The following is a 14,739-nucleotide window of genomic DNA, read 5'->3' as shown; positions in this document are numbered from 1 at the left end:
TCTTTAAAATAAAAAAATGATGACACGAAGCGTAGCCATTTTTCTCTTTGACGAGGTCGAAGTGCTTGATTTTGCAGGGCCTTATGAGGTCTTTAGTGTAGCAGGTTTACGGACGCTCCCGCAGAAACCTTTTGATGTATTTACGGTGGCCGAAAAATCTTCCATTGTAGCAAGAAACGGCCTGAAAGTTACTCCTGACTATACCTTTGATACCATGCCCAAAGCCGACATCGTACTGATTCCTGGTGGAGGAGGTTATACATCTGATGGGATAGCCTTTGGTAGCCGACGTGAAATGAATAACCCCGTAGTGTTGGAGTGGGTTAAAAAACAGGCGACACAAGTAGAACTCCTTTTGTCGGTTTGTACGGGGGCGTTGATTCTGGGACAAGCGGGTTTACTAAATGGCTTAAAAGCAACCACTCATTTTATGGCGCTTGATTCGTTGCGGGCTATTTCTACTGAGATTGAGGTAGTCGAGAAAGTTCGGTACGTGGATAATGGAACCGTAATTTTATCGGCGGGAGTTTCGGCGGGCATTGACATGTCCTATTACGTAGTTAGCAAGTTGCTAGGGGCAGAAATTGCCACCGAAGCTGCCCGCTATGCACAATACGACTATTGGCCTTGAGCAGAGATATACCAAAACAAAAATGCCCTTATTTGTAATTTTTCCAAAGATTTAATACTTTGCCTAAGAATTCCCAGTTATACATAGAAAAAAGCCACTTTAACATTTCAATCACCATGAAAAAATACCTTTACGCATCTCTCTTTTTCGCAGTAGCACTTTTGGCAGGCTGCTCGAAAACGGAACCAGAACCAGAACCTGCCGAACAGGTGATTGGAACATACAATGTTGACAAAATAACAGAGTCAATCAAATATGCTACTGCGACGTCTGAAATTTCTGAAACCATTTCTTTACCAATCAAAGGCAACGGTTATGAACTAACGGCCGTATTGGACGTTGCCAAAAAAGCGTCGAACATTGTTACAATTGCCTTTGTTCAAACCGTAAAATATACCAACGGTCAAACTGAAAAAGACAGCGATGCGTTTGACAGTATTGAATTGAAAAAAGTTGAAGGTACATCTGAATACGAAATGTTGGATACTGGCGTGAAGATTGGTACAATTGGAAACAATACCATCACTTTCGAGAACGTCTCAAATGAAAAAGATAGCTTGGGCAGAGCTTACACTTATACTTTCCGTATGACGGGTAAAAAGTCGATTTAAGTAACCTTTTAATATTTTTGAAGGTTAGGAAGTTAGGAAAACGTTGCTTTTCTTTACTTTCTAACCTTTTTTCATTTTAATAATCCACATCTTATGAAGCGTCAATGGTGTTTGTGGTGGTTGGGGATGATGTTGATGGTTTCGGGAGTATATGCCAACGACCAGCAACGGTATTTGGCTTATCTTCAACTCAATTTGAGTCGGGCGGCGGATGCTGAACTCGATATGATGGAAGAGGCCGTAAAGGCAGGCTGTAATGCAGTTCACTTAACGATACATTGGGATTATGTGTATCCTTCGGCCACCTCTCAGCCCGATTGGAAAAAATACGATAGCCAAATTGCCTTGGCCCAAAAATTGGGCGTAAAAGTCGCGTTGCGTATTTATTTGGGCCGCAATGAGGGCAGAATTGCAGGCTTTATGTCCAATGAAGAACGGCAGCGCGACCAGCAAGGCCGTGCGTTGGTATCGGGTTATGCGAGTACGTATTTTAGCTTTGCAAGTCAGCCAGCGGTTGATAAAGGCAATAGTTTTATCAAAGAAGTATGCGAGCGATATAAAACTGCGCAAGAGCAAGGCATTATTTCTTGGGTATCGGTCTGTTTAACTCCTACGCAAGAAACGGGTTATTTCTTCGAAAATTCGTCGGAAGGGTATCCTCACCCCACTGTGTTTGATTATTCGCCCGCCATGAAGCGAGAGTTCCGAATTTGGTTAAGTAGAAAATATACCAAAATTGTCCGTCTCAATGTCTTTTGGCAAACCGAATACAAGGATTTTCAGGAAGTAGAACCACCTACGGCTTTGGCCAACCGCGACCAAGTGTTTTGGGGGCAGGCGGGAAAAGATTGGTACGTGTTTCGGCACGCTATTTTTAAGCAGTTTATTGAACAAACAACCCGCACCATCAAAAATGTGCATTCGGGCTACCGCGTTATTACCGATTTTGGTTCAGTCTTTGACCAACTCAGCGCGGTTTGTGGCAGTGTTGCGTTCAGAGATTTAAACTCAGGAACGGATGGGGTTAAAATCAACAACGACGTTCGCTATGACCACCGTTTTTCGATGGATATTTTGCGAAGCAATGTATTGCCAAATCAGTGGATTTTGAATGAAGTTTTTCCTGATTTTAAGGCACAAAAAGCGAGTGATCTTATTACCAAACAGTTTGACGAAAGCTACGCCCACGGCGCACGCTGGATTAGTGTGGTGCTCGGTACAAAAGAAGTATTAGAGCAAGCCAAACCTATTCTAAAAAGTACAGCTACTAAGTGGTTATCAGCTCCTTTTGTCGATGTTTTGCCCAAGGATTACATGACCTACAATCTTTCTCGTGTGTTAGAGTTTGGCTATTTTAGTGGAGGGGTTTATGGGGAATGGGCCAATCGCGCAGGGCCAGAGTCAAACCGAAGTCCAGTGAATATTCGGATGGTCGAAGATATTTTGGCTGATTCGCTGCAAGGAGCGATTAACCGCCCGCCTTATGTCAAAAACGCACTACCTACCAAGACCATTAAAGTAAACTCTCCCTTTTCTTATCGCTTGAGCTCAGAGGTATTTGTGGATGTCGATGGTGCCATAAGCAGTGTCGTATTGCAAGGACAACCGTCGTGGCTTAGGTTTTCTAATGGTATTTTTTCAGGAACGCCTACCCAAATGGGAATTTATACTTTTACCGTTCGAGCCACCGACGACGACGGGGCGACGGTTGAAACAACTTTTACGATTATCGTCGATAATTTAGGCCGTTTTAATCAGGCACCGACGCTTCGCAAACGTATCTCCAATGCTGTAGGGTTGTACAAGCAACCCTTTATTTTTTCAATTTCAGACAGCACGTTTGTTGATTCAGATGGCTTTATTAGCCGAATGGAAGTCATTGGCTTGCCCGAATGGGCACAGTACCGCAAAGGTGAAATTCGTGGTTTGGCGGATACTGTTGGTGTGTATTCGTTGCGGGTAAGGGGGTATGACGACGAAGATGCAGTTGTTGAAACAGCTTTTACCATTACCATCAATTACCCCACGGTTTCCTTTGATTTAATCCAAGCGGGAAAACCTGGACAGCGATTTTTGATCAAACGGTTGCAGCCCAAAGAGCAATTGCTGCAACATCAGTTGCCAACGGCGGTCAATGTGTATGCCAATTGCGATGCCGTTTTTGATGCTTTTGATTTGGAAATTACGGGTGCGCAGTACCAAAAAACGTACACAACAAGCTCTCCCTTTTCGCTTTATGAAGGAGACGCTGGCCTTCCAGTGACGGCAGGGAAGTATTTTTTGAGAGGTAAGGCTTATTTTCGTAAACAACTGATTGCGTCAACAGAATATGAATTGGAATTTTTGCCCTCAGATCCAGCCTCAAAACAACCTATTTCGGTAGAAGATTGGTCGGTATTCCCAAATCCAGCCACTGATTTTGTCCATCTCAAACACCCCTTGGGCAAACTATCATCGCCTCGTTTTGTGACGCTTTTGGGCCAAGAAATCACTGTGCCTGAAGAAACAATGTACCGCTCAGGGACGCAGATTTCGTTCAATTTGCGGCAGTTGCGACTTGGGGCAGGCATTTATTTCTTAAAATTACAACTCGAAGATGCCACATGGAAAGTGTTTCGAGTCGTCAAGTATTAATCAAGTGTAGCGGGTTACTCTCAACCCGCTTATCAGGTGTAAAGGGTTATAAGCAACCCACTTATTATTCCAAAATGATAAAAATAGTAGGTATTTGGTTAGGAGTGATTTGGGCTACGATGGCGGTTGCACAGCAGGGAGCGCAACAGCGATACGTAGGTTTGCAGTTGTTGAATCTAAATGCCGAACCAGATTATGGTGCCGACATCATTGAGCAGTCGGTGGGGGCGGGAGCCAATTTGGTCGTACTGACGATTTATTGGGATGAAGTGTATAAAACGGCAACCTCACAACCCGACTGGCGGCAGTCTGACCGCCAAATGGAACAAATTGCGCGGCTGGGTGTGAAAGCGGGAATCCGAATCATGCTTGGACGGAAAGCGGAACGCCTTCAAGGTTTTTGGACGTCGAATGAAACCATGAATGACGATTTGGGCAGACAACTTTGGGGTGTATATGGGCGAACCTGCTTTAGCTTTTCCCACGCTCCAACGGTGGCCAAAGCCCAAGGTTTTTTAAAAGAAGTATGTCAACGTTATAATGCCTACCAGTCGCAAGGAAATATCTTGTATGTGACTTTTGTCAATACCCCAACTCAAGAACTTGGCTACCACTATGAAACAGAATTAAACGGCGATTATAAACAAGCATACCCTACGGGTTTTGATTATTCGTCGCCCTCTTTGGAGGTATTTAAAAGTTGGATTACCCAGCAGTATAAGCGCATCAATAAGGTCAATTACATCTGGGGAACCAAATTTACATCACTAAACGACATTCGACCTCCAACTACCGCTTATCGCCCTTTACCTGCATACCGAACCCGCGCGGGGAAAGATTGGTATTTGTTTTCTCACCTCCAGCTCAAAAACTTTATTGATCAAAGTATTCGTACCATTAAACAGGTGAATCCGTCGTATAAAGTGGTCAATGAATACGGCGCGGTCATTGATGTACAAGCGGCTGTTCGGGGTACGATTGCCTTTAAAAATTTGGACGAAAACGCCGACGGAACCAAGGTGCATAACGACCTTTATTGGAATCATCGTTTTATCACGGACGTGGTTCGGTCTAATCGTCCAGGAAAATGGATAATGAACGAAACGTTCTTCTCTGATGCTTATTCAAATGATTTACTCATCAAACACTTTGATGAATGTTTTGAAAACGGCTGTAATGTCGTGACCATGGTGGCAAGTACAAAAGATGCCCGCTTGTCGTCCATTTTTGGCCCAGTGGCAGCACGATGGAAAAATAACCCTTGGGGGGAGGTGAGGAGCAATGCGAGCATGAGTTATAAGGTGACAGAAGTCCTTGACTCGACTTCCGTAATAGTAGAGAAAGCGTGGAGAGCCAAGGCGCAGCCATCGCCTATTGATGTGAAATTAGAAGAAGATATTTTGGGCGAAGAATATTGGCGAATTTTGGCGGCCAATGTCTATCCAGTCGTGGCAAATCCAATCATTGACCGCGCTACGAAACCTAAAAAGACGTATTCTTACACCTTACCCAAAGACGTTTTTTTAGACCCTGATGGTGAAATCGTGACCATCGAAGCGCTTGAAAAACCGCAGTGGTTGGCTTTCTCAAATGGTACATTTACGGGTACAGTGCCCGATCAACTTGGAGAGTCAAAAATTACTTTGCGAGCAATCGACGATGAAGGAGCAACGGTGCAAACGAGTTTTTTGCTTAAAATAGTGAATGTCAATCAAAAACCCGTCGTGAAGCGAACTCTTCCCGATTTTGAATCGTCACTCAATCAAACCATTTCGTACCCAATTCAGGGCGATATTTTTGATGATCCCGACGGTGTGATTGTTCGCACTCAAGCCATTGGTTTACGCCCCTGGATGTCGTTCAATTCAAAAGAGTTTTCGGCTTATCCACAAGAACAAGGGACGTTTACGATAACGTTGCGCGGCATTGACGATGACAGTGCTTTTGCCGAAACCTCCTTTAAAGTCAAAATTTTGAACCGTCCACCGATTGTCAAACAATTGTTGCCCGAAAAAACAATTGCCCAAAATAAAGCCTTTCGTTTCAGAGTCCCGACTTCTATTTTCACCGATCCTGATGGACAAATCATAAAAGTAAAAGCCGTAGGACTTCCTTCTTGGCTTACCTACGATGCCGTTACAAGCACGTTGAATGGAACGCCCACGCAATTGGGAACCTATAAATTAGGAATACGTGCTTACGACAATGGGGGCGATTCGGTCGAGACGGCTTTTGTTATCAAGGTTGATTTGTACGGAACTCAAAATGTGCCTCCTGTGCTCAGATACACGCCTCCCAACGCTCAATTGTACGTAACCCAGCGTTTTTCATACAAAGTTTCTGACTCACTTTTTTATGATACCAATGGGTACGTCGATCGAATCGAAGCGCCGAATTTGCCGTCTTGGCTCACCTTTAAAAACAACGAAATTTCGGGAATAGCGAACGCCGCAGGGATATTTTCTGTGACATTACGGGCAGTGGACGATGACGAAACTTCAACTACAACTACCTTTAACATAGAAGTAAAGCAGGCTCAGTTGAGTTTTGAGCTGATTCAAGCAGGAAAAGCGGGGTTGCGAAAAAGCTTGGGGATTTTGAAAAATGACGATGTTTTAACAGAAGCTACGCTGCCCCCAAGCATTACCGTGTATGCCAATAGTGAAGCCCCCGCGACCAAAGTGAATTTTGTACTTCGAGGGCCATATTCAAAAAATTATACAGCAACGCGCTTCCCTTTTACCCTTTTTGATGAAGAAATTGGTTTTGTACCAATCGCAGGTCGGTATGTTTTAGAGGCAGTTGCTTTTAATGATTCGGCCAACGTGAGTGCAGCCACTATCCAATTTACGGTAAAATCAGGCCAAACATTGCAAGATTGGGAAGCTTATCCAAACCCGTTTGATCGAGTATGTAATGTGAAACTGCCCAAAGATTTGGAATTGTCATCGGTCGAGTACCAACTGGTGACGGCTGCGGGAAGTAGTTTTTCGTTGAACAAGTCAACCATTACAGTGGTAGAAGAGACAGCCTATATTGACATGATGTCATTGGCTTTGCCCAAAGGAACCTATTTTCTCAAAATCTTAGAAAGTGGTTCTCTTAAAAAAATCATTAAAATCCTCAAACTGTAGCAAAAGTGAGCATTTACATGCCAAACTTGCCTTACTTTTGTACTTTCAAAAAAATAGAAAATCAACTCCATGTTTAAATCAACCAAGTGGGTGGTAGCTGCAATGGCGTCAATAACGCTTTGGAATTGTGGCACCAGTACAGATTCATCGACTTCAGAACAAACAACCGCATCTTCGACGGCCAGCCTTGTAAAAGCTCCTGCGTTTAACGGAGATTCGGCCTATAAATACATTGACAATCAGGTAAAGTTTGGGCCAAGAGTGCCTAATTCGTCGGCCCACGTGAAGTGCGGAGATTACTTGGTTGCGGAGTTAAAACGACTTGGGTGTACGGTGACCGAGCAAAAATTTACGGCAACGCATTACGATGGCTCAAAGCTCAACGCTCGCAATATCATTGGAAGTATCAATCCGCAAGCCACCAAGCGAATTTTATTGGCGTCGCATTGGGACAGCCGCCCAGTGGCCGATGAAGACCCGACTAACAAAAAAGGAGCCATCGACGGTGCCAACGATGGCGCTAGTGGCGTAGGAGTACTAATTGAACTAGCTAGGGTGATTCAGCAAGCAGCTCAAAAGCCATCGGTGGGGGTTGATATTATGTTTTTTGACGTAGAAGACGGTGGCAATGCTGAAGTTGCCAAAGATAAATTTACGGGTTTTTGCCTAGGCTCGCAGTATTGGGCGGCCAACAAACACGTTCCGAACTATACAGCATATTACGGGGTATTGCTAGACATGGTGGGGGCAAAAGGTGCAACGTTTCCTAAAGAAGCATTTTCAAATCAATATGCGGGAGAAATCACGCGGAATATTTGGAACATCGCAGGCCAGCTTGGGTACAGTGCGTATTTTATTCAAGAAGATGGGGCGGCCATTACTGACGACCATTTACCAGTGAACGAAACGGCTAAAATTCCAATGGTGGATATTATTCATTTGCAAATGAATAACCCTACTAAAACCTTTTTTGACGCCTGGCATACCCACACAGACGACATGCGGAACATCGACCCAACAACGCTCAAAGCCGTCGGGCAAACCTTAGTGCAAGTGCTGTACCAAGAACAATAAAACCAATGTGCTTTCGGTTGCTCACAACCGAAACCGTGGTTACTCTTTGTTTATTAATACAGTTCATAACCACGAAAACCAAGAAAACATAGTTTAATCAGGTTGAACGCATTAAAATATAGAGTGGCTATTGATTGCCTTTACCCCTTTTTTCTACTAAGATTTAGCCTCGCTGAGGCTACTTTTTTAATGCGTTTAACCTGTAGTTTAATTCAAAAAATACCAATGAAAATCAATAATAATAGCTTTTGGGCGGGAGTGTTGTTTGTGTGTGTAATAGGATGTACCTCGGCCCCTGACCGAATTGGCGATTTAGACCTAAAAAAATGGCGCAGCGACCGTGGAGGTTGTGAAGAAATTCGTAAAAACCAGCTTGCAGATTTCAAAAAAATTGAGTCACAACTCCTAAATAAGCACATAGATGAAGTAGGTCAGCTATTGGGGCGTCCTGATATTCATCAGCTAGGAGGTCGTGATCAAAAATTTTACGTCTATTTTTTTGAAAAAGGTACTCATTGTAACGACATCACCAAAAAGTCGGAAGGGCCTAAAGTGATACTTCGCTTTAATGCCATCGGCTACTTAGCCGAAGTAACACACCAGACGAAACCGTTGTAGAATGACGGTTACTCCTTCAAAAAGCTCAACACGTAAGCAATGATTTCTTTTCGTTGGCTTTCATTGGCGCTGTCATCCATGTTATTGTGGATGGTATTGGGAAGTTTTACTACCGTTATTCCGAAGGCTGCCTGTTCCTCAAGAGTGGGCAGTACCCCATCATCGGCAGGCTGGTCACTCGAACGCAAGGAGTAGATTTGTGGGTGACGAGTGCGTGGAAATGGCATTCGTCGATTATCCAATGAAATTACTTTGGAAATTAACGTGGGGTGTTGGTGAGCAAATAACATGGACATGTCGCCCCCGTTTGAATGTCCAATCAACGTTACATGTCGGTAATCAGCCTGAGGAAGGCGTTTTTTGAGCTCGCTTATTACAAAAAGAATGTTGGTAGCACCTCGCTCCCAATTAGGACGTCGTACCACTTGAGGTACCCCCGTCAGAGGTAATAAATCATCCGTAGGAAGCTCATGCTGGATGCTAGCAACTAGGTAGCCAGAGGCAGCCAAAGCCTCGGTTAAATAAGAATAGGCTCGATTATCTCCCCCTTTATTGAAGCCATATCCGTGGCTAACAATGACCACTTTCGCTTTTTTTTCCTTGCTAGGCACGTAGAGTTCGACAGGAATGGCGCGGTTTCTAGTTGCGTCAAAAAATACGACACTGTCTTGCTTAAAAGGAGTGGATTGGGCGAAAGCAGCAACTGAGAGGACAATAACACTTAGAAGTGAAACAAAATATCGCATGGAACAAATGAGCAAATGACTGTTTTGGGGCGAAGATAGCATTTGCTGAAATTCAGTGAAAGTTGATGAATTGGTTTTACCAAAATTTAATGCGTAGGTCAATTAAAAAGCACTAGACATTTGCAAATGTTAATAATTGTCTATAAAATTGTAAGCAAAATAATAATTAGTAAAACAAATAAATATTTTGCACTTCATCAACAAACGTAAATTTTGTATTCAATAGTCTAAAAATCAGAAAGATATGAACAGTGTAGCAGCAGATTTTGAACAAGCAGTAAAACCAACCACCGATTTTTTGCCCCTCAATGGCACTGATTATGTGGAGCTGTATGTCGGAAATTCGAAGCAAGCAGCCCATTTTTTTCAAACGGCTTTTGGCTTTCAACCGCTTGCGTACGCTGGTTTGGAAACAGGCCTTCGCGACCGTGAGTCGTACGTGTTGGTTCAGGACAAGATTCGATTGGTGCTGACTTCACCCTTGAAAGGTGACACCGAAATTGGAAGACACATCGACAAGCACGGCGATGGTATCAAAGTGGTCGCTTTGTGGGTGGACGATGCCCAATATTCGTTTGAAGAAACCGTCCGTCGTGGAGCAAAACCCTATTTTGAGCCCGTGGTGGAAGAAGATGCATTTGGAAAAGTAGTACGTTCGGGTATTCATACGTATGGAGATACCGTTCATATTTTTGTAGAAAGAAGCCAATACAAAGGCGTTTTCTTGCCAGGTTTTAAATCATGGAATCCTGCCTATCGTCCCGCCGAAATTGGGCTAAAGTACGTGGATCACATGGTCGGCAATGTGGGCTGGAACGAAATGCTACCTTGGGTGAATTTTTATGCCAACGTGATGGGATTCAATCAGTTGGTGTCATTTGATGACAAAGATATTTCGACCGATTATACTGCGCTGATGAGCAAAGTGATGAGCAACGGAAACGGACGAATCAAATTTCCCATCAACGAGCCAGCCGAAGGAAAGAAAAAATCGCAGATAGAAGAATACCTAGATTTTTACGGTGGAGCAGGGGTGCAGCACATTGCGGTAGCTACTGACAATATCATTGAAACGGTGACCGAATTACAAAACCGTGGCATTGAATTTCTGCGAGTGCCTTCTACGTACTACGATGATTTGCTGTCGCGCGTGGGGCATATTGATGAAGACCTAGCACCTTTACGCAAGTTAGGAATCTTGGTGGATCGCGACGACGAGGGGTATTTACTCCAAATTTTCACCAAACCCATCATGCCTCGCCCGACCCTGTTTTTTGAAATCATTCAGCGCAAAGGAGCGAAGTCGTTTGGTAAAGGAAATTTTAAGGCACTGTTTGAAGCCATCGAACGTGAGCAAGAATTAAGAGGAACGTTGTAGCACCTAACAGGTAAAACAATGCAGCAGGATTTTAATAACTATTCGCCCAGCGACCACCACGTATGGAGGACGTTGTTTGAGCGGCAGATGGAACAATTGCCGCTTATGGCGAGCAAAACATACCTAAAAGGAATCAAAAGAGTGGGCTTTGTCGCCGACCGTATCCCTAATTTTGAAACCGAAACCAACCCACGCCTGCGCGCGCTGACGGGTTGGGAGGTGGAGCCTGTGACGGGCTTGATTCCCAAACGTGATTTTTTTGAATTATTGGCCAACCAAAAATTTCCAGCTTCAACTTGGTTACGAACACCCGAGCAATTGGATTATTTGGAAGAGCCCGATATGTTTCACGATACATTTGGACACGTGCCACTGTTGGCGCACCAGCCGTTTTGTGATTTTATGTCGGAGTTAAGTAAAGTGGCGTTGCGGTGGCTGGACGTCCCCGAAGCCATTGAGCAAATCGGGAGCTTATACTGGTACACGGTGGAGTTTGGGTTGATTCAAGAAGAAAACCGACTCAAAATTTATGGGGGAGGTATTTTGTCCTCGATTGGCGAAAGTACCTATTGCCTCCGCGCGGATGTTCCCAAAATTCGTTTTGACGTCAGAGAGCTTTTAGCTGCTTCTTATCATATTGACCGATTTCAGGACCATTATTTTGTCATAAATTCTTTTGAAGAATTGTATCGTTCAGTGCCTGATATTGAGGCTGTTTTAACGGAAACGCACTTTTTGGTGTAAAAAAAAGTAAGTTTTTTTGTGAAAAATTTGTTTTAAACATTTCAGAACCGCTATATTTGCGCCTCGATAAACAACAAACCAACGCGGTTTTAACTTATCGTTCAGCCTTTAAACGGAGAGATGGGTGAGTGGCTGAAACCAGCAGTTTGCTAAACTGCCGTACTCGCAAGGGTACCGAGGGTTCGAATCCCTCTCCCTCCGCTTGCTTGAAATAGCAGGAATCGGGATGTAGCGTAGTCCGGTCATCGCGCCTGGTTTGGGACCAGGAGGTCGCAAGTTCGAATCTTGCCATCCCGACAAAAAAGCCTTCCAAATTGGAAGGCTTTTTTATTTTCTGACTTCTTCTAAATAGTTTCATTTTTTATCCGCAGAAGCCGCTGACTAATACAAAGGCAAATTTTCGCTGAAAAAGGGCTTCGTAAAGCGATTCATCTGCGGAAATCTGCGACATTAAATCTGTGATAATCTGCGGGGAAAATTTTAAAGAAACGCAATCAACGCTCTACTCGTTTATTTTTTTTGATTAATAAAATACTGATAATCAATATTTTGAAAAATAATTTCAAAGAAACTTCAAGAAAAATAATCCTCTTCAAATCTAAGCGCTGACCAATGGCCGTAAGTCTGTTTGTAATTCACATTTGAACAATCCATAAAAAAACCAAATTACAAACAGAATGAAAAAGCTAGTAATGTTGCTCGTGTCAGCGTTTATTTTCAACGCATCTTTTGCACAAGAAAAAACAGTTGAAGTAGGTGGAGCTCCGATGTATCCGTCGAAAAACATCGTGCAAAATGCAGTTAATTCTAAAGATCATACGACGCTAGTCGCAGCCGTGAAAGCCGCTGGGTTGGTAGAAACTTTGCAAAGTGCAGGTCCATTTACGGTTTTTGCTCCTACGAATGCCGCTTTTGACAAATTGCCTGCGGGAACAGTTGAGACGTTGGTAAAGCCAGAAAACAAAGGTACACTTACTACGATTTTGACGTATCACGTAGTGGCGGGTAAAATGGACTCAAAAGCCATCGCAGATGCCATCAAAGCTGGTGGCGGAACGGCCACTTTCAAAACTGTACAAGGGGGCTCACTCAAAGCAATGATGAAGGGTAAAAAATTGGTACTTACCGACGAGAAAGGCGGAATGTCAATGGTTACTATTAAGGACGTATATCAAAGTAACGGCGTCATTCACGTGATAGACACTGTGGTTATGCCAGGTGCAGGTTCGTAGTAGAAAGGTAGGCTCGCTTACAGTTAGGCTTTACAAGTTTCAATGGCTTGTAAAGCCTATTTTTTTATGAGAGGAGGTTAGAACAGGCTTCCCTGCAATCCTCCTTTTTCAAACTCAATGAGCCATTTTTTTCGCCAAAGTCCACCTGCGTAGCCCGTAAGGCTACCGTCGGAGCCAATGATGCGGTGGCAGGGTACAATGAGCCAAATGGGATTTTTGCCATTGGCGGCGGCCACGGCACGGATGGCTTTTTCATCGCCTAGTCGCCTCGAAAGTTCTAAGTAAGAGTTGGTACGACCAAAAGGAACAAGCACTAGTTCTTGCCAAACCCGTCGTTGAAATTCGGTTCCTTTGGGGTTTAGTTTTAAGTCAAAGACTTGGCGTTTCCCCTCAAAATATTCTTTTAATTGGGCTACACAGCTTTGAACTACCTCACAGATTGGGGCTTCGACGGAAGGGAAGGCGTCGTTGGTAATGGTTACTTTTTGGATGCCTTCGTCGTCACCTTCAATGTGAGCTACTCCGAGGGGCGTTTGCAAATACGCAATAGACATGGGTTGTAGTTGATAAAATTGAAATAAAAATAGGTTTTTTTTGCATATAATCGTAATTTTGCGCGCAAATTTTTTAAAACAACTTACTATGTCTGCTGTTGTAGAAACGGCCAGTGTTTTGGCCGACCGCATTAACGCGTTAGAAGAGTCTTCTACGTTGGGAATGACCAAAAAAGCGCGCGAACTAGCCGCACAAGGTCATAAAGTGATTAGCTTGAGCGTTGGTGAGCCCGACTTCAAGACCCCCAAGCACATCTGCGAAGCTGCAAAGCAAGCCATCGACGAAGGCTATCACGGCTATTCGCCAGTGGCAGGTTATGCCGATTTGCGCAAAGCCATTGCTGATAAGTTCAATAACGAAAATAACATAAATTGGAAACCTGAAAATATTGTGGTTTCAACGGGTGCAAAACATTCGTTGGCTAACGTGATTCAGGTATTGGTAAACCCAGGCGACGAAGTGCTGATTTTGTCACCTTACTGGGTGAGCTATTCCGAAATGGTGAAGTTGGCCGAAGGAAAATCGGTGATTGTGGATGGTAGCTTTGAAAATGATTTTAAAGTAACACCTGAGCAACTGGAAGCGGCTATCACGAGCCGTACCAAAGTAGTAATGTTTGCTTCTCCTAACAACCCAACGGGTTCGGTATATAGCGAAGAAGAACTCCGTGCATTGGCAGCGGTGATTGCCAAATACGAAAATGTATATGTGTTGGCCGACGAAATCTACGAATACATCAACTTTACACCACAAGGCCACTTTAGTATTGGTTCGGTAGCCGAAATCCACGACCGTGTGGTTACGGTTAACGGAGTAGCGAAAGGCTATGCCATGACAGGATGGCGTATCGGTTACATCGGTGCCGCTAAATGGATTGCCGATGGGGTAGAAAAATTGCAAGGCCAAGTAACTTCAGGAACGGGTTCAATTTCACAGCGTGCTGCTTTGGCTGCCATCACAGGTCCTAAAGATGCCGCCAAAGAAATGTGCGAGGCTTACGACCGTCGCCGTCATTTGGTGGTTGGTTTGTTGAAAGAAATCCCAGGCTTTAAAGTAAATATGCCACAAGGAGCGTTTTACGCTTTCCCTGACATTAGCTACTATTTTGGCAAAACTGACGGTAAAACAGCCATCAACGATTCAGATGATTTCTGTATGTGGTTGTTAAACGAAGCGTTTGTTGCAACGGTAGCTGGTTCGGGCTTCGGTGCTCCTAACTGTATGCGTATTTCTACGGCTGCTTCGGATGAGAATTTAACAGAAGCTTGTCGTCGTATCGCAGAAGCCGTAGCGAAGTTGTATTAATCAACGGCGTTAACGAATATATTTTTACCCCGAAAAGGCTCAACAGTTTTTTCGGGGTATTTTTTTGTCTAACAAGC

Annotated in this window: 12 protein-coding genes and 2 tRNA genes; 12 read left to right on the top strand and 2 right to left on the bottom strand. The window is 43.9% G+C overall.

Annotated features, from left to right (window positions below; genetic code table 11):
- Positions 1–16 precede the first annotated feature (16 nt).
- The 6 genes from K339_RS0117775 to K339_RS0117745 all read left to right on the top strand — a co-directional run bounded on the left by K339_RS0117775 (position 17) and on the right by K339_RS0117745 (position 8,702).
- Entirely contained in the window at positions 17–631 is a 615-nt protein-coding gene (locus K339_RS0117775; protein ID WP_028524798.1) for a DJ-1/PfpI family protein, read from the top strand.
- Positions 632–747: 116 nt separating this feature from the next.
- A complete protein-coding gene (locus K339_RS0117765) occupies positions 748–1,242 on the top strand; it encodes a hypothetical protein (RefSeq protein WP_028524797.1) in 495 nt (164 codons plus the stop codon).
- Between the two features lie 93 nt (positions 1,243–1,335).
- Positions 1,336–3,876 carry a putative Ig domain-containing protein gene (locus K339_RS0117760; protein WP_028524796.1) on the top strand — a complete coding sequence of 847 codons (2,541 nt, stop codon included), beginning with the start codon at positions 1,336–1,338 and terminating at the stop codon, positions 3,874–3,876.
- Positions 3,877–3,950: 74 nt separating this feature from the next.
- Positions 3,951–7,010, top strand: coding sequence for a putative Ig domain-containing protein (locus K339_RS0117755; RefSeq protein WP_169731873.1), 3,060 nt, complete (start codon positions 3,951–3,953; stop codon positions 7,008–7,010).
- Positions 7,011–7,079: 69 nt separating this feature from the next.
- On the top strand, positions 7,080–8,084 hold the full coding sequence (locus tag K339_RS0117750; protein WP_028524794.1) for a M28 family peptidase: 1,005 nt from the start codon (positions 7,080–7,082) through the stop codon (positions 8,082–8,084).
- A gap of 225 nt (positions 8,085–8,309) precedes the next feature.
- Entirely contained in the window at positions 8,310–8,702 is a 393-nt protein-coding gene (locus K339_RS0117745; RefSeq protein WP_229598763.1) for a hypothetical protein, read from the top strand.
- 8 nt (positions 8,703–8,710) lie between these two features.
- On the opposite strand, the gene K339_RS0117740 is transcribed toward K339_RS0117745, so the two are convergent.
- Positions 8,711–9,448 carry an alpha/beta hydrolase gene (locus K339_RS0117740; protein WP_028524792.1) on the bottom strand — a complete coding sequence of 246 codons (738 nt, stop codon included), beginning with the start codon at positions 9,446–9,448 and terminating at the stop codon, positions 8,711–8,713.
- A gap of 244 nt (positions 9,449–9,692) precedes the next feature.
- On the opposite strand from K339_RS0117740, the gene hppD reads away from it, so the two are divergent.
- From hppD to K339_RS0117715, 5 genes are all read left to right on the top strand, one after another.
- A complete protein-coding gene (gene hppD, locus K339_RS0117735) occupies positions 9,693–10,826 on the top strand; it encodes a 4-hydroxyphenylpyruvate dioxygenase (protein WP_028524791.1) in 1,134 nt (377 codons plus the stop codon).
- An 18-nt stretch (positions 10,827–10,844) separates the two neighbouring features.
- Positions 10,845–11,570 (top strand): phenylalanine 4-monooxygenase, encoded by a 726-nt coding sequence (gene phhA, locus K339_RS0117730; RefSeq protein ID WP_028524790.1) that lies wholly within the window; start codon positions 10,845–10,847, stop codon positions 11,568–11,570.
- 114 nt (positions 11,571–11,684) lie between these two features.
- A tRNA-Ser gene (locus K339_RS0117725) sits at positions 11,685–11,771 on the top strand.
- Between the two features lie 21 nt (positions 11,772–11,792).
- Positions 11,793–11,867 (top strand) — tRNA-Pro (locus tag K339_RS0117720).
- Positions 11,868–12,247: 380 nt separating this feature from the next.
- Positions 12,248–12,802 (top strand): fasciclin domain-containing protein, encoded by a 555-nt coding sequence (locus tag K339_RS0117715; RefSeq protein WP_028524789.1) that lies wholly within the window; start codon positions 12,248–12,250, stop codon positions 12,800–12,802.
- A 77-nt stretch (positions 12,803–12,879) separates the two neighbouring features.
- On the opposite strand, the gene K339_RS0117710 is transcribed toward K339_RS0117715, so the two are convergent.
- Positions 12,880–13,356, bottom strand: coding sequence for a methylated-DNA--[protein]-cysteine S-methyltransferase (locus tag K339_RS0117710; protein ID WP_028524788.1), 477 nt, complete (start codon positions 13,354–13,356; stop codon positions 12,880–12,882).
- Positions 13,357–13,444: 88 nt separating this feature from the next.
- On the opposite strand from K339_RS0117710, the gene K339_RS0117705 reads away from it, so the two are divergent.
- Positions 13,445–14,662, top strand: a complete 1,218-nt coding sequence (locus K339_RS0117705; protein WP_028524787.1) for a pyridoxal phosphate-dependent aminotransferase — start codon at positions 13,445–13,447, stop codon at positions 14,660–14,662.
- Positions 14,663–14,739 lie beyond the last annotated feature (77 nt).

This window comes from Runella limosa DSM 17973, assembly GCF_000482465.1.
Classification (GTDB): Bacteria; Bacteroidota; Bacteroidia; order Cytophagales; family Spirosomataceae; genus Runella; species Runella limosa.
This window is presented reverse-complemented; position numbering and strand designations above follow the sequence as displayed.

Excerpts from the sequence above, each read along its gene's own strand:
- K339_RS0117775 (WP_028524798.1), top strand. The coding sequence starts at position 17 with ATGATGACACGAAGCGTAGCCATTTTTCTCTTTGACGAGGTCGAAGTG.
- K339_RS0117765 (WP_028524797.1), top strand. The coding sequence starts at position 748 with ATGAAAAAATACCTTTACGCATCTCTCTTTTTCGCAGTAGCACTTTTG.
- K339_RS0117760 (WP_028524796.1), top strand. The coding sequence starts at position 1,336 with ATGAAGCGTCAATGGTGTTTGTGGTGGTTGGGGATGATGTTGATGGTT.
- K339_RS0117755 (WP_169731873.1), top strand. The coding sequence starts at position 3,951 with ATGATAAAAATAGTAGGTATTTGGTTAGGAGTGATTTGGGCTACGATG.
- K339_RS0117750 (WP_028524794.1), top strand. The coding sequence starts at position 7,080 with ATGTTTAAATCAACCAAGTGGGTGGTAGCTGCAATGGCGTCAATAACG.
- K339_RS0117745 (WP_229598763.1), top strand. The coding sequence starts at position 8,310 with ATGAAAATCAATAATAATAGCTTTTGGGCGGGAGTGTTGTTTGTGTGT.
- K339_RS0117740 (WP_028524792.1), bottom strand. The coding sequence starts at position 9,448 with ATGCGATATTTTGTTTCACTTCTAAGTGTTATTGTCCTCTCAGTTGCT.
- hppD (WP_028524791.1), top strand. The coding sequence starts at position 9,693 with ATGAACAGTGTAGCAGCAGATTTTGAACAAGCAGTAAAACCAACCACC.
- phhA (WP_028524790.1), top strand. The coding sequence starts at position 10,845 with ATGCAGCAGGATTTTAATAACTATTCGCCCAGCGACCACCACGTATGG.
- K339_RS0117715 (WP_028524789.1), top strand. The coding sequence starts at position 12,248 with ATGAAAAAGCTAGTAATGTTGCTCGTGTCAGCGTTTATTTTCAACGCA.
- K339_RS0117710 (WP_028524788.1), bottom strand. The coding sequence starts at position 13,356 with ATGTCTATTGCGTATTTGCAAACGCCCCTCGGAGTAGCTCACATTGAA.
- K339_RS0117705 (WP_028524787.1), top strand. The coding sequence starts at position 13,445 with ATGTCTGCTGTTGTAGAAACGGCCAGTGTTTTGGCCGACCGCATTAAC.